This window comes from Ktedonosporobacter rubrisoli, from assembly GCF_004208415.1.
Lineage (GTDB): Bacteria > Chloroflexota > Ktedonobacteria > Ktedonobacterales > Ktedonobacteraceae > Ktedonosporobacter > Ktedonosporobacter rubrisoli.
Window position 1 is genome coordinate 3,613,730 of sequence record NZ_CP035758.1, and the last position, 17,541, is coordinate 3,631,270.

Consider the following 17,541-nt stretch of genomic DNA (forward strand, 5'->3'; position numbering starts at 1 on the left):
TTACAGGGGATCTATTCTCCCCATGAGTCAGCTCGCATGCGAGAGGCAGGGAAAGGAACAACTATGAAAGATGAGTCGAAGAACATAGATGGCTTGACTGGAGGTCCCGGATGAAAAAAATACTAGTTATCGAAGATGAAGACATTTTACGTGAAGTGGTTGTAGATTATCTCCTCAACGAAGGTTTTGAGGTATTAGAGGCTCCTGACGGAGAGATCGCCCTGGAGCTGTTTCAGTCAAATTCAGTTGACTTAATCATACTCGACATTGTTCTGCCGAAGCTTGACGGCTGGTCAGTTTGTCGGAGAATACGGAAAAATTCCAGTATCCCTATAATCATATTGACAGCGCGTGCAGACGAGGACGATTCGCTTCTGGGATATGAGCTGGGGGCTGATGATTATCTGGTTAAACCGTACAATCCGCGAGTTTTAACGGCGAAAGTGAAACGCTTTCTAAAAATACATCCGAGCTCTGTGGATGGCATGCTGATTTCTTCATCTGGAATCGTTGTTCATCTGGGATCGAGGCTTGTCTCCGTGGACGGCAATACGATTTCTCTGACCCATACCGAGTTCGAAATTCTTGCGTACTTGATGCAAAACAAGGGACTAGTTATCACCAGAGAACAGTTAATTGCTAAAATATGGGGTTATGATTTTTATGGCGATGAAAAGACAATCAACAGCCATATCAGAAACCTGCGCGCTAAGCTGGGTGCCAGGGGCAAATATATTGTGACGGTTATCCGTTCCGGCTATAAATTCGAAGAGGATCAGCTATGAGAACAAGTATTGTTTTTAAATGGTTTGTGCTGATAGCTTTCGTGTTCTCAACCCTGCTTTTATTCATAGGAGTAGCTCAAAATTATCTTTTTGAGAAATACTATATTGATGAAAAGTCGAACGCGCTTAAAACGTACATGAAAGAATATATGACAACTGCTGCGAAAGAGGGATCTGAAGCTGCGTCATATGATTTTTACAGAAAAAACAATGTCTGGATTACCAAGCTGGATAAATATGGCTGTATTAAGGACGTGGGAAATTTCTATCTCGAATTAAAATTGACTAACGGATCTCAAGATACTATAAGGATACCATTGTACTCGTTTAAAGGAAATATCTGGGATTTTTCTGCTTTGAAAGTTGGTGAAAAGGTACTTGTTGATACGGTAAATATCGCGGATGAGAGTATACCTTATTTGATACAGGGTGATGAACCAGGAATCTCAGTAACGAATCCCGACATTGCATTCAAGGTGAATGGCCCGCATGCCGATCCAGCTTACCGTCACCTGGCAACAGGCTTGTTAGCAGGAACGATCACAAAAACTGCCTTTCCGGACAGGACGGAGAATATACCCTTTCCTTACAATGACAGCTTTTTTCTAGAACAGGTGAAACAATTTCAGGTCGGCCTACTAGCTGATAACGCCAAACCCCCTCAGTATACGAAAGAACTCAGCACAAAGGAAAATTTAGCGAACTATAAGATCATCATTGAGCCAGTTGTTGAAAATGGGGTAGTGGAATATGTTTTTGCCATGACCGCTCTTCAGCCGGTCGATGAAGCGATATCTGTCACCTGGCAGTTTTATCCTTACTTTTTAGGCTTTGCCGTTCTGTGCGTTATGCTCTTGGCCTTTATTTTCTCCAGGCACCTGGCGAAACCGCTGATTTCCATAAACCGGATCACAGGGAAAATAGCAAAGATGGATTTTACCGAAAAACTGCCGGTTCGCTCCAAGGATGAAATCGGAGAGCTATCCCGAAATATTAACTACCTTTCCAGCCAGATGGAGACCTATATCGGACAGCTTAAGCAAGAACTCGATAACGAGAAAAGACTGGAAACGACGCGAAAGGAGTTTATTGCGGGGGTTTCTCATGAGCTGAAAACGCCGCTTGCCGTTTTGAAAAGCTGCCTCTCTATCCTGAAAGATGGGATTGCCTCTGAAAAACGGGACCATTATTTTCAGGCCATTGAGGACGAAATACAGCGGATGGACGCGCTGGTTGTCAATATGCTGGATCTGGCCAAGTTTGCCTCCGGCACCTATAAGCCCGAAATAGCGCCTTTTGAAATAGACCTGGCGATCGAGGAAGTATGCGCTTCACTGGCGGGGCAAATCAAGGAGAAAAATGTAACGCTCACGCAAAGGTTTTCTCCTTACATGGTTATTGGGCATAGGGGGCTCATTATCCGCGTTATGACGAATTTTCTTACGAATGCCATCCGGCATACAGAGAATGGACATACAATTTCCATCGAGGTACAACGCAAAGGAGATACGGCAGAAATCAGCGTAGAAAATCAAGGCAGTCCAATAGCGGAGGAAGATAGGAAAAAGATATGGGACCAGTTCTATATTGTTGAGTCACGGACATCCAAATCAAGTACGGGTCTGGGCCTTTCCATCTCCAAGGCTATATTGGAGCTTCACCATGCTGATTATGGCGTGGAAAATACTGAGGATGGTGTCAGCTTTTTCTTTGCCCTCCCGCTCCAGCCCTAAGAATCTGATAAGCAAAAACAGCTGTGAAAGGGGCTTCACAGCTGTTTTTGTAATTGAAAAAATTGTATCTGAACTTTATCTCATCTGCACCTCATCTGCACCTTTCAGTTGTAATATCCGCCTATCAACGAAAGAAAAGAGAGGCGTATATGAAAAAACTAGTAATGTGTTTTCTAGTGAGTATGTGTATTCTAGGTATCGCTGCCTGCGGGAATGAGACCAGCGAGAAAGACGTGACCGCGCAGTTCAAGAACAGCGTCTTTCTCGGAGATTCTATTACCGAAGGCTTTACCAAAAATGAAATTCTGCCCAAGGAATGTGTCATAGCCGGGGCGGGAGCCACGGCCGGCTTTACGTATGATGAAATTGGAGGTTTGGCCGCAAAGAAACCGGATCACGTTTTTATTATGCTGGGCTCAGACGACATGCTCTGGCCAAAGGGTGACCCCAAGGTGCTCTTCGAACATGATATGACAAAGCTGATTAACAAGATAAAGGAAGAAGTGCCCAATACAAAAATCTACCTTGAATCCATAACTCCTGTCACACAGGAGGCATTAAAAGAAGAGCCACGCTATAAAAATATAGATGACTACAACAAGCTCTTACAAGAGCTGGCTGATAAGTTGTCGGTTAATTATGTGGACATAGGCGCAGTGGCAAAGAAACACCCAGATTTATTTGCTGAAGATGGCATCCATTTCAAGAAAGAATTTTATCCATTGTGGCTGGAGGAACTATCAAAATCATTGTAGCGGAGGGCATATGGTTTTCAGCAGTTTGTTTTTCACATTCGCTTTTTTGCCGATCACGCTAATTTTGTATTACACGTTGGGAAAGCGCTTGAGGAATATTGTTCTGCTTGTCGTGAGTCTGATTTTTTACGCCTGGGGAGAGCCCGTCTATATATTGCTGATGTGCGCTTCCATTATCGTAAATTACTTTCTGGGAATTCTTTTGGGGAAAGCGGCTACCGCAAGAGGCCGAACACTTTTCTTCATCTTCAGCCTGCTGTTCAATGTGGGCTGCCTGGCTTATTTTAAATATGCTGGCATGCTCATCAAGACTGTTGAAGCACTGAGCGGCGTGCACTTGCTTGCCGCTGCTCCAGCGCTCCCCCTGGGCATTTCGTTTTACACGTTTCACATTCTGTCTTATGTGATTGACGTCTATAGGGGGAAAATCAGGCCGCAGAAAAGCCTGGTTCTCTTCGCCCTCTATATTTCGATGTTTCCGCAGTTGGTAGCCGGGCCGATTGTGAAGTATGCAGACATCGAAGCGCAGCTGACCGACAGGAGCATAACCTTCCAGAAGTTTCATTCTGGGATGAACCGCTTCCTGTGTGGTTTGGCGAAAAAAGTGCTACTTGCCAACACTATCGGCCTGCTCTGGTCAGAAGTCAAAGCTCTGCCCGGTGCAGAGCTTTCAGTCCTCATGGCGTGGATCGGCATTGTTGCCTTTACCTTGCAGATTTATTTCGATTTCAGCGGGTATTCGGACATGGCGATTGGCCTGGGAAAAATGCTTGGCTTCCGTTTCAAGGAAAACTTCCGCTACCCCTATATTTCGCAAAGCGTCTCGGAGTTCTGGCGCAGATGGCATATCTCCCTGGGATCCTGGTTCAGGGATTACGTCTACATTCCTCTTGGTGGGAACCGCGCCGGGACACGAAGAACGATCCTGAACCTGTTCGTTGTCTGGTTCCTCACAGGACTGTGGCATGGGGCAAGCTGGAATTTTGTCTTCTGGGGGCTGTATTTCGGCGTGTTGATCATGCTAGAAAAAGTGTTTTTAGAGAAACAGCTTAAACGATGGCCGCAGGCTGTCCGACATATATACTTGCTGCTGTGCGTGGTGATCGGATGGGTGTTTTTTGACTTTCCCAATCTGGGGGATGCGCTGCGCTTTCTGGGCACCATGTTTGGCCTGGGCGGTGCGGTGTTCATCAATGCCCAAACAATCGCAAAGCTTGAAGCGTATTCCCTCCTCCTGTTTATCTGTGTCATCGCTGCCACGCCCTGGCCAAAAATTCTAGGGCTGTCCTTGAGGAACAAAGTTTATCGTGCCAGTTATAAGACAGGCGTAGTTGTCTATTATTGCGTGCTTATGTTTTTTTCAACGGCGTATCTGGTTGGTTCGACCTTTAACCCATTTATCTATTTTCGGTTTTAGCCTGGAGGCCGATATGCGAGTGAAGATCAAAAAACTTTCAGTTTTCAGGAATATCGTGTCTATTCTACCGCTTGTATTTATATTTACCATATTACTATTATATCTCACCTTTCCGGCAAAAACGTATTCCAAAGAGGAACGGCGATATTTGGAACAATGGCCCACTTTTCATGTCGGGAGAGTGTTAGATGGCAGCTATGAAACGAAAATGGAGTCATATTTTTCAGATCAGTTTCCGTTTCGCAGCTTTTGGATTCATGTCTCCACTGAGTTGCAAGCCTGGCTTGGCCATCGCTCAGCGGAAACGACGCAACACCACGCCCGCATTACCCCCCGGCTGCAAGGTATTTCTCTCGAAACGTGCGAACCATCTAGGTACTGATCGACCGCGCAGCCATTGCCCAACTGTCAATGCCGACTGGTACGAGCCTGGGAAGAGACAAAGATGACTCGTTTGACGTTTCTACATTGGCAGAGAGATTCGGATGAGCTAGAATACGTTTAGGCGGCTTGCCCTCATAGAGCGATTGCCGTCAAAAACAAAGATGGGACGCGTTAGAAGAACATGGTACAGATAAAAGACGCGTTGCTTCTGTCTCGGGCATTTTTTCCCGTAAGGCAAGCACGGTTGCCCAAGAAGCTCTGGGCAAAACGTTAGTACGCGTCACGGCTGATGGACTTTTGGTAGCCCGAATCGTGGAAACAGAAGCTTATCTCGGTGAACACGATCCGGCAGCTCACGCAAGCTTTGGTCGCACTAAACGCACGCAGGTCTTGTATGGGGAGCCTGGGCATGCCTATGTCTATCAGCTCCACGGACATCATTGTCTCAATTTTGTCGCTGAACCTCTTGGCTCGCCAGGGTGTGTGTTAATCCGTGCTGTGGAGCCTCTGGCAGGAATTGAGGCCATGCGCCAGCTCCGTAGGAAAAATGACCTTGAATTGATCAACCTGAGCAATGGTCCTGGCAAATTGTGCCAGGCCATGGCTATCGATATGACCATGTATGGAATCGATCTCGTTGCGCCCACGTCTTCCCTCCAAGTGTGGGAGCCGTTGGAGGAACAAGAACGAGAGATAGAGATCAGTCGCCGAAGAGGCATTACGAAGGCCACAGACTGGGAACTACGGTTTACGCTCAAAGGGAATCCGTACGTTTCCAGATAAGCTTTGTCCCAAGGCCCCTCTGCTATTTGCGTGTTCTTTGCCAATCTAGAAAGAAGAGTGCTCTTCCAACATCTCAACTTTCCGGATAGACGCTTGTGCCAAAGGGGCCTTATTCTGTCTCACGCTGAAGTCAAATACCCAGTTTCATGAACATTAAAGTAATGGTACAGCCATCTGGTTTGCGCAACAAACCAGTCCTTAACAAGAACGAGTTAGTACTTTATACTCTAGATGTACCATACAAATGCAAAGGAAAGGATATCCTTTGCACAGTATTAAAGGCGCTTCATAGGAAAACCATCTTCTAAGAAGAAAGGATTCATGATGGTTAATCTTGTACGCATTCGCTATGTAACTTCTCACTTCCATTTACTCCAGGGATTAACTATAGTTCCATGGGGCATCTACTATCTACTAGGAGCTGCTTTCGCGCTCTGTTGGACATCCCCAGATATAGTACTCCCCCTGGCGATGCTATTCGGTGGCTTTTTTCTGGCCGGCAGTGCGCATCTACTTATTGCTAACTACTACAGAAAAACTCTTGGCACTGTAGATAATCCAGGATTAAGAAAAGGGAGATCCATCGAAGCAGCGACGAAAAATAAACTCTTCGGGCTTTGGACGGCTTTTGTTATACTGACAGCCTTAGTTGAGTTGCTTGCGATTAAGGAAGCTCCTGTTTTTGATCCACACTACGCCTCTATGTTCCTTTTGAAGCTCACTCTCACTATTGCCCTGGGATTGCTCTGTCTCACGCTCGGACTTCATGAATACATCAAGGAAGGTTATGGCTATGTCCCTACCTGGCCGCTCGTCGCTTACTTGTTCTGTACCTTTGAACCGCCTGCCTTTTTACGTGCTGGTGCGACTATCACCATCGCTAATATAATCATTGGGGCAATCTTTATTATTGCAGGTCTCTATAATCATTGCTTGCTTACCGGTACATTTCAGCGCCAGGCTGAGATACGGGAATAAGGGAGCATTGACATGACGTACATCTTCGAGGAAATAGTGGGGCTTAGCCGTCTCATCCATGAGCCCGCTCGTTTGGCAATCATGACGGCGCTCTCAGTTTGTGAGAGTGCCGACTTCCTCTACCTTCAGCGCCTCACTGGCCTCAGCAAGGGCAACTTGTCAGGCCATATCAGTAAGCTGGAGGAGGCTGGTCTCCTCTCTGTCAAAAAAGAATTTATTGGCAAGAATCCAAATACGCATGTAAGCATAAGCGATCTGGGGCACTCAGCTATCGAGCAGCACTGGCAAAAGCTTGCTGAGCTCCGCCACACCACCAAAACATGGAGGCCTATAGAGTGACTGCTTGCTATCTGGTCTACTCTGCCTTGAGCAAATACATCGGAGCAGAAAGCGGTATCAGGGAAACCTTACAAACTCAACCAGGCAGAGCGCTGGCCAGTTGTTTGCAAACATAACGCGCTAGATCACCGTCAGAAATCCAGGATAGCAGGATAGAGCGTCAGTTCAGACCACGAGGCGAGCAGATAATACTGATCTGCCCGCCTCTCACCTCAATCCCAATCTCCAATCTCCTCCGTTGGTCTTCCACCAAAGTATGTAGCCACCCACCTACCATCGCAGCTACTTGGCCACTCAGGCTTCGCCCGTCCCGCTACTCTTACCTGCTCCATAGATCATATCAGTTAGATCCTTGCGGGAGCGCTCCAAAAAGTCACGCAGCTGCGCCTGACGTTCAGGATTACCAGCAGCGCTTCGGCTAGCGATCATAAAGAGCCGCGCCACTTCCGCCGCTGTGCTGCGCAAAGCCTGCTGTTCAGGAGCGAACCAGCCTCGGCCTTGCTCCCATTGGCCGCCACCAGGACCATACCACCAGGGAGGAGGACCCCACGGACCACCACCAAAGAACGCTCGTGCAAAACGTCTGCCAAACATTGTTATTCATCTCCTTTCTCTAGTGACGAATAAGCGATATATCGCTTACATGACTTATACGATATATCGCTCTCATAGTTGCAGCATTGTAGACGAAAGAATCGGCATTTTACTGATATCAGCCCAATCTCCTGCCTAAGTTCCATGTTATGGAATTTTCAGCCCAATTCATAGCAGCACGCTAAAAGAAAGCACTATCTGACCCTTTTAGTTAAGCATGGTGTAATGGCCTTATAAAATCTCTGCAGGAAGGCGCCGGAATATTTACATTATGATAGCGAAGATATATACTTATAGAGTAGCAAGCTATTTACATTCTTTTATCTCCTTTGTCGCTCCAGAGACTTATTAGTTGCCTACCTTGAGATTTAGAACAGGAAGGTGATACGTATGCCCAACAAGAGACAGCCCTTCTTTCGTAGTTCTCGCCTGATTTCCATAGTTACCTGTGCAGTATTATTTATTCTTACTGGAGCGCTACAAGCATGTGGCGGCAGCACAAATGCTACAAGTAATAGTGGCACCACTATAACCATCGCCTACGGCCAATATGGACCGCCGCCATACTATGAGCAGCAATGGCTTGATGAGGTTAACAAGCAATTCGAAGCCGCTCATCCCTCAGTAAAGGTCAAGCTGCTTCCGATTATTGCTGACGAAACTGGCTACTATACCAAGTTGGCTTTGATGATGCGCTCTAGCAATCCTCCAGATATCGTCCATGAAGATTCTTTCCTGATTAGTTCGGATGTAAATGCCGGCTATCTGCTTCCTCTAGACAACTACCTCAATTCCTGGCCAGAATATAAGCAGCAATGGACACCCAGCATGCAGCAAATGACGACGTTCAATGATCATAATTATGCCATTATGACGAGTACAGACGTGCGGTGCATCTGGTATAACAAAAATATTTTTCAGAAGGCTAATCTGCCTTCTACCTGGCAGCCCAATAACTGGGCCGATATTATCTCGGCAGCTCGCGCGATCAAAGCCAAAGAGCCCGATGTGATCCCAATGAACCTCTATTCCGGTGTCCCGCTTGGTGAGGCTGCATCGATGCAAGGCTTCGAGATGTTGCTTTATGGCACAAATAACCCTCTTTACAACTATTCGACGAAGAAATGGGTAGTCTCAAGTCCGGGATTTAAAGATGCCCTCAACTTCGTCAAAACTGTTTACAACCCTGCCGACCTCCTCGGCCCTACCAATGATATCGAGTTGATGCCCAACGCTAATAATGTTGTACCTCAACAGCTGATTCCTGAAAGCAAATTGGGCATAGATATCGATGGCTGCTGGATCGCCAGAAACTGGCAGCCAAAAGGGACGACTCCCTGGCCAGAATGGAAAGATGTCATGGGTACGGCAAAAATGCCCACTGAGTTTGGTCAGGACCCCAAATACGTCACGCTTTCAGGCGGCTGGTCCTATGCCATTGGGGCCCATTCCCCTAACAAAGATCTGGCTTTCGAGTGGCTCAAACTTGCCCATGGCAAGGATTTATTGACCAAACATACAGTCCTGATCGGTGGAACCTCTCCACGCAAGGATTCGGTGGATAACCCGTCCTATAAAAACATCCCTATGTCTGCCTTCTCTACAAGCCTGCTGGAATATACTCATTTTCGTCCTGGCTTCCCGGCTTATCCAAAAATCTCTCAGGAGATCGGCAAGGCTATGCAACAGGTAATGCAAGGGCAATCGCCTACAGATGCCATGAATGCCTTCTCTCAGGCAGCTACGGCTATTGCCGGCCCGGATAACGTCGAACAGAAGTCATAAGACCTATCTTTCAGCAATTCAATGGGGCACGCTGTTCACAAGTCCCAGCACTCAAGGCGGACAGTGTGTCCCTGCTTTTCTCCCTGGAAAGAGGCATATACATGCAAATAAAGATGAGGGCGGAGGATAGCGCAGCAATTTCAGCCATCCCCAGGAGACACCAGCGTGGAAAACCACGTGTGAGCCTGCTCTTTATGGCTCCCGCGTTCCTGATCATAGCTATTTTCTTGCTCGGCCCTGCTCTCTGGGCCCTTTATGTCTCCTTTACCAATATGGCGCTTACCGGCGTTGGCACTGTGCAATGGGTTGGGCTGCAAAACTTTATCCATATTCTTCACGATTCTGGTTTCTTCAATGCGCTCAGCGTCTCTTTGCTCTATCTAGCCTTCTCCGCCCTGTTGGGACAGGCCTTATTGGGCCTCTTGCTTGCTCTGCTGATGCGCCAGCGCAATCGCATCTACAAGAGTGTTCTGGGAGCCATCATCATCTTCGCCTGGGTTATTCCTGATGTCGTGGCTGGCTTTATCTGGAGTGCCTATCTAGCCGGAGGACCACATAGCATTCTAGCTCCCGGGCTCCTCAATATGCTTATGGCCTCACTCCATCTGCCAAAACATGCCTGGCTGCAGGAATATCCTCTGGTTATGATTGTTATCGCGCACATCTGGCGAGGTACAGCCTTCTCTATGTTGCTCTATGCCTCAGCTTTAGAAGGCATCCCAGCCGAGCTATTAGAAGCTGCCTCTATCGATGGCGCTGGTATGGCAACACGTCTCTATTATGTGACGCTGCCTCTGATTAAGGGTGCAATAGCAACTGACTTACTCCTCATTACGCTCTCCACACTCTCTGATTTCTCACTAGTATTTGTGCTGACTGGTGGCAACGATCCACACACCCAGCTGCTGGCTATCTACCAGTATCAGCAGGCTTTTCAGTTCTTTCAGATAGGTTATGGCAGTGCAATTGCGCTCCTGATCATCGTCGTCGGGGCCATGCTAGCCTTGCTCTATATCCGTATTTTACGCATTGAGCTATAGCAAGTTCCTGTTCTGCTATTTTCATTTCAATTGAGGAGATATTTATGGTTATCCGTCGTGCCTCTGGCTCTACCTTGATCTATATAGTGTTAACACTGCTTGGCCTCTTTTTCCTGATGCCCATGATCTGGCTCGTGCTGGCTAGCATTACGCCTCATGCTACCCTGGAGGTCCAATTTCCTACACATCCTGCGCTTACCAATTTCATTACCATTATCGGCGATGGATTGGTAGCCAGACCTTTTATGAATAGTTTTATCCTATCTATAAGCACTATGTTCCTGGTAATTATCCTCTCTGGTCTTGCCGCTTATCCACTTTCGCGTCGCCAATTTCGCTTGAAAGCATATGTGATGTACTGCATACTCTTTGCAAGTGCGCTTCCAGTGCTGGCGCTAGTCACACCCCTCTATGCAATGTACAATACGCTCAGATTGACAGATACTATGCAGGGCTGCGTTCTCTTCTTTACTGCCAGTTCCTTGCCGTTTAGTATCTGGTTGATGAAGAACTTTCTTGATGGGGTGCCGATAGAATTGGAAGAGGCAGCCTGGATCGATGGTGCCTCTATGCTGGCTTCATTCAGGCATATCATGTTGCCGCTGGCTGCTCCTGGAGTTGCCGTTGTGGGAGTCTGGAGTTTTATCGGCGCCTGGGCTAATTTCTTTATCCCGCTCATCATCCTGCAAAGTCAGGATTTATTTCCCGCTTCAATTCATATCTATAACTTTTTTGGCTCCTATGGTGAGGTAGACTACGGCCAGCTCACTGCTTATGCAATACTCTATGCCCTTCCCTGCGTAATCCTCTATACGCTTGTATCGCGCTTCTTTGTGAAGGGTATGAGCGGAGGACTTAAAGGCTAATGAGCTTTCTTTTTTCTGGACCAATTCCAATTTAGCAATTATGCTATACCTCTAAAGAGGAGGTTTACATGTCGACTTTACGCGTAATGACTTTTAATATCCGTGGAGCTTATCACGATGATGGCGTGAATAGATGGGAACAACGTGCGGGACTTAACGTCGAGACTATTTTGCGTCATACTCCTGACTTGATTGGCTTTCAAGAGTTGCAACACGGCAATCTCGAAGTCTATCAGAAGCGCCTCACTGAGTATGCGTATGCGCTGGGACCACGAGCGTTTAACGAGGAGCCACATGAATACAATGCCATTTTCTGGAAGCCTTCGCGCCTGACCATGCTTGCTCAAGGAGGTTTCTGGCTTAGTGAGACGCCAGAAGAATATAGCAGTAGTTGGAACGCAGGATGCGTACGCGTGGCTCACTGGGAAAGCTTTCATCTGCTAGATGCCAACATTAAACTGCTCCATATCAATACCCATCTAGATCATGCAAGTGAACAAGCACGCGTAGAAGGAGCCAGATTGATCTTACAACGTTTACCTTTACTTTGCCATGAACAGGAACCTGTCATCCTTACAGGAGATTTTAACTGTGAGCCAGCTTCACCTCCCTACAGTCTTTTCTTAGAAGGAGGCTTCGTGGATACGTATCAATCTGCTGACAATAAACACTCCAATACATTTCATGACTTTGGGCGAATTACACCTGTTACCGGGGATCTTGTGGAGAAGAACACGATGCGCATTGATTGGATCTTGCAGCGCGATCGAAAGAACATATTTACCCCATCTTCATGCACCATTATTCACGATGCTCGATTGCCTCTCTATCCTAGTGACCACTACCCCCTTATAACTGATTTTATTGTGAGACCCAGAGGCTAAAGCATCTGCCTCTTTTGCCGATGCCACAGGCACTCTTCAGTTCAAACTCCACTGATCAGGTAGCCTGGTAAGATGAGCGGCCTACGATCCATCCATAATTCGCAAGCCTGCCCAATTATATAAGGAAGGCCGCAATCTTTTCGGTAGAAGCCTGGAGCACGTCTATTTATATTGAGCAGGACGACTTAAGGTGCGCAAGCATGTCCAACAGACGTCCCAGCCCTTGCTGTAAGCAGTTGGCAAATCTTTATGGGGCTCCTTCGCCCAATTTTGCTAGGAGGAAACCGTCTGCAGCAAGGCATGCTCATGTGCCCAGGACAGAGCAGTTTGGACAAACAATGTTGTTCCTCTTAAAGCCGTTTGCTGCGCTTTGACGGCAAGTCCAATTTTCAATGGCTGTGGTGGATCAAGGGGAAGAGCAACCACACCTTCTAGCTTTTTCGGTAACATTGTACGTGGCACCAGTGTAATGCCAAGTCCCTCACGAACCATGGCCAGAATCGTGGCACTATCGCTGGCCTGGTAACGAATGGATGGCTTATCCTTGTTCAGCTCGAAGCCGAACCTCTTCATAAGCCGAAACATACACTGCGTCTTTTCCATGATAAAGCCTTCTTCGTACAGTTCATCAAGCGTTACGGCAGCTCTATCATACAATCGATGCCCATAAGGAACAAGCACGTTCATCTCGTCGGTTGTAATCAATGTACTTTCAACACCCCTGGCTGGCAGGACGACAAATCCAATGTCAATGATGCTCTGTTCAATCCACTCTCCTACCTCGTGCATCGCCCCTTCAAAAAGTACAACTTCTATGTCGGGATATGCAGTGCGAAAACTTGTCAAGACGCCGGCCAGCAAAGCTGGCGAAACGATGGATTCAATACTGCCCAGGCGCAATTTCCCTACGTTCAAGCCACGCGCAGCCCTGGCTTCTTGCTCGATGGCCGCCTCTGAAGCCAGTAACGCTCGCACATGAGGGATAATCTTCTGCCCTGCATTGCTAATGGCAACAACACCCTTCCGATTGCGCTCAAGGAGGGTTACGCCCAGTTCGCTTTCGAGGGCTGCCAGCGCATGGCTCACCGCTGATTGTGTTAGATCAACCGCATAGGCAGCCTCGGTAAAACTTCCGGTCTCGGCCAGGGCAACGAAACATTGAAGCTGGGAAAAATTCATATGCATATCCTTCATAAGCTTATAATGAAGATGATTTACTCTCATTATACCTGACAGCTTATACTCCTGGCAAATCTAAAAATAAGGAAGGGAACGGCTTTTACCGCTCATCTGATCTTTGTCTGGCCAGCGTATCAATAACCAGATTCATAAATTGTCTGGCCGCCAGGGTAAGCGTGCCGGCGCGCCGATAGATCAGCGCAAAGACAAATGTATCGCTTACGTCGGTAACGGGCAAGAGCATGAGATCTGCTGGCAATTGAAGTGGCCAGAGCAGAGCTGGCGGCAACAGAGTTACTCCACAGCCGCTCCTTACCAGTTCCCTTAGCCCTTCGGCAGTACCTATCTCGATGACTGGCTGCACGTCTAATTTACGCTGTTCAAAGATGTGATCAAGAGCTTTACGCAGCCGGGCCGCTTTATCCAACAATAGAAGTGGCTGGCTTATTACCTGCTCCAGGATGCATGCACTCTCGCGCGCCAACGGGTGATGCACCGAGACAAGAAGGTGTAATGGCTGACGAAATAACTCCTTCACCGCTACAAGCTCTGAATGCACCACTGGATCAAAGATAAAACCCAGATCGACTTCACTACGCTCTACTAGCCCCACAACCTCATCACTATGCCGCACCTCAACGTTGAGCCGTACGGTGGGGTGGAGCTCTCGAAACGTGGTCAGTAAGGGGGGCAGGAACGAGGCAGAGAGTGAATAGTTACAACCGATATGGACGGTTCCACTCTGCCCCTCCTGCAAGCGAGCCATCTCCTGTTGCCCTAGCTGCAACTCCTCAAGAATATTTCGAGCATATGTCACAAAGGTTTGCCCGGCTGACGTCAGCACTACATGCTGTTTGACCCGGGTAAACAGCAGGACACCCAACTCTGCCTCCAACGCGGCCACCTGCCTGCTCAAGGCTGGCTGCGTAACCAGGCAGAGCGTAGCCGCCTTACGAAAGCTCTGTGTATGGGCGGCAGCAAGAAAATAGGTAAGCTGACGAAGCTCCATTGATCTGCTCTTCCCTCCAGGTGATGCTTTTCAGTTATCATACCTCATACAAATAAGCATTGGACAGCGTAAGGGCCTTTCATTATACTGTTTTATAGAGAGATATTTCTCTTGAGAGATAGTCGTCTTTCACCATCCTGCTTATGCCACTTCTGCAATGTCCGTAGGTGCACACAGCGAGAGAAAGGACACTCATACCATGGCAGCACGTCCTCGTACCCTGTTTGAAAAAATCTGGGAAGCCCATATTATCAAGGAAGAGCCTGGACAAGGTACAGTATTGTACATCGACCGTCACCTTCTGAATGAAGGAACCTCTCCACAAGCCTTTACTTCTCTTAAATCAGTGGGACGCCGCCTCCGTCGACCGGATGCTACATTTGCAATGATCGATCATAGCGTTCCTTCAACACCGGTCGGTAGCTATGGAAAACGCAGTAAGGTGCCAATTCTCAATTCGGGCAATGCGGCACAGGTCACGACAATGGAACATAATGCAGCAGATTTTGGCATTCACCTCTTTGATATCGACGACCCGCGCAATGGTATTGTTCATGTGGCCGCACCCGAACAGGGTATCACGCTACCCGGCATGACGATTGTCTGCGGCGATAGCCATACCTCCACACATGGCGCCTTTGGGGCCCTGGCCTTTGGTATAGGAACCAGTGAAGTCGAACATGTATTTGCTAGCCAGTGCCTTGTGCAAAGCCGCCCAAAGACAATGGAAATACGTGTAGAAGGTACGCTACCCAGGGGCTGCTACGCCAAGGATCTTGCACTCTTCATCATTGGTCAGATCGGAGCAGCAGCAGGCACCGGCCATTGCGTTGAATTTACGGGTCCAGCCATCCAGGCACTCTCTATGGAGGGCCGTATGACTCTTTGCAATATGTCCATTGAATGTGGGGCACGTGCAGGTATGGTTGCTCCCGACGAAACGACTTTCGCTTATTTACAAGGGCGCCCTCTAGCCCCTAGAGATGAGGCCTGGGAGCAGGGGTTAGCCTTCTGGCGGGCCTTGCGCACTGACGAGGGGGCTGTCTACGATAAAGTCGCGGTTGTGAACGTCGACGATATGGAGCCGCAAGTAACCTGGGGCACCTCGCCGGCCATGGTTACATCCGTCCAAGGAGTGGTGCCAGATCCCGCGAGCTTTTCTGAGCCAGCAAGGCAGGCCGGAGCACGGCGCGCGCTCGAATATATGGGCTTACAGCCCGGTACCCGTATGCAGGACATCACACTTGACCGTATCTTTATCGGTAGCTGCACAAATAGCCGTATCGAGGATTTACGTGTCGTCGCTTCTGTTGTACGTGGTAAGCATGTGCATCCAGATGTACAGGCCTGGATTGTGCCTGGTAGCGGTCTGGTAAAATTGCAGGCAGAAAAGGAAGGGCTTGACCAGATTTTTAAGGCGGCTGGCTTCGATTGGCGCGAGCCAGGCTGCAGTATGTGCGTAGGCATGAATGGCGATTATCTGGCTCCCGGTGAACGCTGCGCTAGCACGACTAATCGCAACTTTGAGGGCCGTCAAGGGAAAGGCGGACGCACCCACCTGGTTAGCCCGGCGATGGCCGCTGCTGCGGCAATTGCTGGACATTTTGTCGATATCCGCGTGTGGCAATAATATACCCTGTAAGGAGTTGAGTATGCAGCCTTTCACTACAGTACATGGCAAGGTAATGCCGCTTGACCGGGCTAATGTGGATACCGATGCGGTAATTCCTGTCGAATATCTCAAGGTAGTTTCGCGCACAGGTTTTGCTGATGGCCTCTTCGCTTACTGGCGCTACCTGAATAGCAACCGCGAGCCCAATCCCGATTTTGTGATGAATAAGCCGCGCTACCAGGGCGTCTCAATCTTGCTGACCCGCGAAAACTTTGGCTGTGGTTCATCACGCGAGATGGCTCCCTGGGCTCTCTACGAATATGGTTTTCGCGTGATTATTGCCCCTTCGTTCGCCGATATATTCTATAACAACTGCTTGAATATTGGTTTACTCCCTGTTACTTTGGATAAAGAGACGGTGCAGGAGCTATTTGACGCTGTTGAGGTCCAGCAGAGTTACTCCCTCACCGCCGACCTGGCCTCCCAAACTGTGACAACACCGGATGGCCGCTCGCTCTCTTTCTCTATCGATCCATTTAGAAAGCAAGCTTTGCTGCAAGGCCTGGATGCTATAGGCCGCACACTACAGCTTGAGGACAAAATCGCCTCCTATGAGGCCCAACGCCGTCAAGAAGTACCCTTCTTCTTCGACCCCGTTCCAGAACCTAAACTTTAGAGTCTGTTAGGGGCTCCATAAAAAAACGATGGTAAAATGGTTGCATGACGACCAGAAAACCATATCCTTCTGATGTGACGGAGGATGAATGGGCCTTCGTGGCCCCGTATCTGAGCTTTTTGCCCCAAGATGGCGGGCAACGACGCAAGGAACTGAGAGAAGTGTTCAACGGCTTGCGCTAGATGGTGCGCACCGGAGCAAGTTGGCGCATGATGCCGCATGACTTGCCGCCCTGGTGGATTGTGTATCAGCAAACGCAGCACTGGCTGCAAGCCGGCTGTTTTGAAGCTATGGAAGCGCTGAGCACCTGCTCTTCGAGACGCTGCTTGATGTGTGTAAGCAACAAGGGTGGTTAAAGGCGCGAGGGTGCCAGCGCACCATTCCACTCATGAGTTGGCGAAGATCCCAGCGATCAATCGGCTCAGGTGCGTGGGAAAGGCCATACGCTTTGCGCCGGGCAGTCTGGCTGTGGTAGCCCCCGCGTGGCTTCTCTGCCGCAGTGATGCCTGCTGGGTCGAATGCTACGGCCACCGCATTGAGGAAAGCCGTCTGCCCACATCAGAAGGGGATCGCCTCGTCTTGGCCCACCAGAGTTGTTGATACATCGTATTTCTCTTGAGAGATTATGATAAGGAGCTTATAAAGAAAACATTTGTCCGATTTATGCGACGAGCATAGATAGCGTAAGTAAAATTAAGTTGTATTAAAACAATTTGTCATAA

Annotated in this window: 16 protein-coding genes and 1 pseudogene; 14 read left to right on the forward strand and 3 right to left on the reverse strand. The window is 48.4% G+C overall.

All coding sequences use genetic code 11. The features are described 5' to 3' along the window. Positions 1-110: 110 nt before the first annotated feature. From EPA93_RS16090 to EPA93_RS16125, 7 genes are all read left to right on the forward strand, one after another. Positions 111-785: a response regulator transcription factor gene (locus EPA93_RS16090; RefSeq protein ID WP_129888486.1), complete on the forward strand. Its 675-nt coding sequence runs from the start codon at positions 111-113 to the stop codon at positions 783-785. Further along, positions 782-2,518, forward strand: a complete 1,737-nt coding sequence (locus EPA93_RS16095; RefSeq protein ID WP_129888487.1) for a HAMP domain-containing sensor histidine kinase — start codon at positions 782-784, stop codon at positions 2,516-2,518. Before EPA93_RS16090 ends, EPA93_RS16095 begins: the two co-directional genes overlap by 4 nt. 149 nt (positions 2,519-2,667) lie before the next feature. Further along, entirely contained in the window at positions 2,668-3,273 is a 606-nt protein-coding gene (locus EPA93_RS16100) for a GDSL-type esterase/lipase family protein (RefSeq protein ID WP_129888488.1), read from the forward strand. 10 nt (positions 3,274-3,283) lie between these two features. After that, positions 3,284-4,690, forward strand: coding sequence for an MBOAT family O-acyltransferase (locus tag EPA93_RS16105; protein ID WP_129888489.1), 1,407 nt, complete (start codon positions 3,284-3,286; stop codon positions 4,688-4,690). Between the two features lie 603 nt (positions 4,691-5,293). Further along, complete coding sequence (locus tag EPA93_RS16115) at positions 5,294-5,857, forward strand: DNA-3-methyladenine glycosylase (protein ID WP_129888491.1); 564 nt, start codon at positions 5,294-5,296, stop codon at positions 5,855-5,857. Positions 5,858-6,178: 321 nt separating this feature from the next. Further along, positions 6,179-6,835 carry a hypothetical protein gene (locus tag EPA93_RS16120; RefSeq protein WP_129888492.1) on the forward strand — a complete coding sequence of 219 codons (657 nt, stop codon included), beginning with the start codon at positions 6,179-6,181 and terminating at the stop codon, positions 6,833-6,835. A gap of 12 nt (positions 6,836-6,847) precedes the next feature. Beyond that, positions 6,848-7,174, forward strand: a complete 327-nt coding sequence (locus EPA93_RS16125) for a transcriptional regulator (protein WP_129888493.1) — start codon at positions 6,848-6,850, stop codon at positions 7,172-7,174. Between the two features lie 294 nt (positions 7,175-7,468). On the opposite strand, the gene EPA93_RS16130 is transcribed toward EPA93_RS16125, so the two are convergent. Beyond that, positions 7,469-7,768, reverse strand: coding sequence for a hypothetical protein (locus EPA93_RS16130; RefSeq protein ID WP_129888494.1), 300 nt, complete (start codon positions 7,766-7,768; stop codon positions 7,469-7,471). 390 nt (positions 7,769-8,158) lie between these two features. Here EPA93_RS16130 and EPA93_RS16135 point away from each other — a divergent pair, with 390 nt between their 5' ends. From EPA93_RS16135 to EPA93_RS16150, 4 genes are all read left to right on the forward strand, one after another. Then, positions 8,159-9,553: an extracellular solute-binding protein gene (locus tag EPA93_RS16135; RefSeq protein WP_129888495.1), complete on the forward strand. Its 1,395-nt coding sequence runs from the start codon at positions 8,159-8,161 to the stop codon at positions 9,551-9,553. Between the two features lie 101 nt (positions 9,554-9,654). Continuing rightward, entirely contained in the window at positions 9,655-10,593 is a 939-nt protein-coding gene (locus EPA93_RS16140; protein ID WP_129888496.1) for a carbohydrate ABC transporter permease, read from the forward strand. Between the two features lie 44 nt (positions 10,594-10,637). Then, a complete protein-coding gene (locus EPA93_RS16145; protein WP_129888497.1) occupies positions 10,638-11,459 on the forward strand; it encodes a carbohydrate ABC transporter permease in 822 nt (273 codons plus the stop codon). Positions 11,460-11,527: 68 nt separating this feature from the next. Further along, the gene (locus tag EPA93_RS16150; protein WP_129888498.1) at positions 11,528-12,343 is read left to right on the forward strand and encodes an endonuclease/exonuclease/phosphatase family protein; all 816 of its coding nucleotides are present in this window, start codon (positions 11,528-11,530) and stop codon (positions 12,341-12,343) included. A 273-nt stretch (positions 12,344-12,616) separates the two neighbouring features. On the opposite strand, the gene EPA93_RS16155 is transcribed toward EPA93_RS16150, so the two are convergent. Then, entirely contained in the window at positions 12,617-13,522 is a 906-nt protein-coding gene (locus EPA93_RS16155; RefSeq protein ID WP_129888499.1) for a LysR family transcriptional regulator, read from the reverse strand. A 100-nt stretch (positions 13,523-13,622) separates the two neighbouring features. Beyond that, positions 13,623-14,531, reverse strand: a complete 909-nt coding sequence (locus EPA93_RS16160) for a LysR family transcriptional regulator (RefSeq protein WP_129888500.1) — start codon at positions 14,529-14,531, stop codon at positions 13,623-13,625. Between the two features lie 199 nt (positions 14,532-14,730). On the opposite strand from EPA93_RS16160, the gene leuC reads away from it, so the two are divergent. The 3 genes and pseudogenes from leuC to EPA93_RS16175 form a co-directional block, all read left to right on the forward strand. Further along, complete coding sequence (gene leuC / locus EPA93_RS16165; RefSeq protein ID WP_129888501.1) at positions 14,731-16,161, forward strand: 3-isopropylmalate dehydratase large subunit; 1,431 nt, start codon at positions 14,731-14,733, stop codon at positions 16,159-16,161. Positions 16,162-16,183: 22 nt separating this feature from the next. Further along, a complete protein-coding gene (gene leuD, locus EPA93_RS16170) occupies positions 16,184-16,819 on the forward strand; it encodes a 3-isopropylmalate dehydratase small subunit (protein ID WP_129888502.1) in 636 nt (211 codons plus the stop codon). A 44-nt stretch (positions 16,820-16,863) separates the two neighbouring features. Further along, positions 16,864-17,103 (forward strand): annotated as a pseudogene (locus EPA93_RS16175) (transposase); the annotation flags it as partial. Between the last annotated feature and the right edge of the window lie 438 nt (positions 17,104-17,541).

Excerpts from the sequence above, each read along its gene's own strand:
- EPA93_RS16090 (WP_129888486.1), top strand. The coding sequence starts at position 111 with ATGAAAAAAATACTAGTTATCGAAGATGAAGACATTTTACGTGAAGTG.
- EPA93_RS16095 (WP_129888487.1), top strand. The coding sequence starts at position 782 with ATGAGAACAAGTATTGTTTTTAAATGGTTTGTGCTGATAGCTTTCGTG.
- EPA93_RS16100 (WP_129888488.1), top strand. The coding sequence starts at position 2,668 with ATGAAAAAACTAGTAATGTGTTTTCTAGTGAGTATGTGTATTCTAGGT.
- EPA93_RS16105 (WP_129888489.1), top strand. The coding sequence starts at position 3,284 with ATGGTTTTCAGCAGTTTGTTTTTCACATTCGCTTTTTTGCCGATCACG.
- EPA93_RS16120 (WP_129888492.1), top strand. The coding sequence starts at position 6,179 with ATGATGGTTAATCTTGTACGCATTCGCTATGTAACTTCTCACTTCCAT.
- EPA93_RS16125 (WP_129888493.1), top strand. The coding sequence starts at position 6,848 with ATGACGTACATCTTCGAGGAAATAGTGGGGCTTAGCCGTCTCATCCAT.
- EPA93_RS16130 (WP_129888494.1), bottom strand. The coding sequence starts at position 7,768 with ATGTTTGGCAGACGTTTTGCACGAGCGTTCTTTGGTGGTGGTCCGTGG.
- EPA93_RS16135 (WP_129888495.1), top strand. The coding sequence starts at position 8,159 with ATGCCCAACAAGAGACAGCCCTTCTTTCGTAGTTCTCGCCTGATTTCC.
- EPA93_RS16140 (WP_129888496.1), top strand. The coding sequence starts at position 9,655 with ATGCAAATAAAGATGAGGGCGGAGGATAGCGCAGCAATTTCAGCCATC.
- EPA93_RS16145 (WP_129888497.1), top strand. The coding sequence starts at position 10,638 with ATGGTTATCCGTCGTGCCTCTGGCTCTACCTTGATCTATATAGTGTTA.
- EPA93_RS16150 (WP_129888498.1), top strand. The coding sequence starts at position 11,528 with ATGTCGACTTTACGCGTAATGACTTTTAATATCCGTGGAGCTTATCAC.
- EPA93_RS16155 (WP_129888499.1), bottom strand. The coding sequence starts at position 13,522 with ATGAATTTTTCCCAGCTTCAATGTTTCGTTGCCCTGGCCGAGACCGGA.
- EPA93_RS16160 (WP_129888500.1), bottom strand. The coding sequence starts at position 14,531 with ATGGAGCTTCGTCAGCTTACCTATTTTCTTGCTGCCGCCCATACACAG.
- leuC (WP_129888501.1), top strand. The coding sequence starts at position 14,731 with ATGGCAGCACGTCCTCGTACCCTGTTTGAAAAAATCTGGGAAGCCCAT.
- leuD (WP_129888502.1), top strand. The coding sequence starts at position 16,184 with ATGCAGCCTTTCACTACAGTACATGGCAAGGTAATGCCGCTTGACCGG.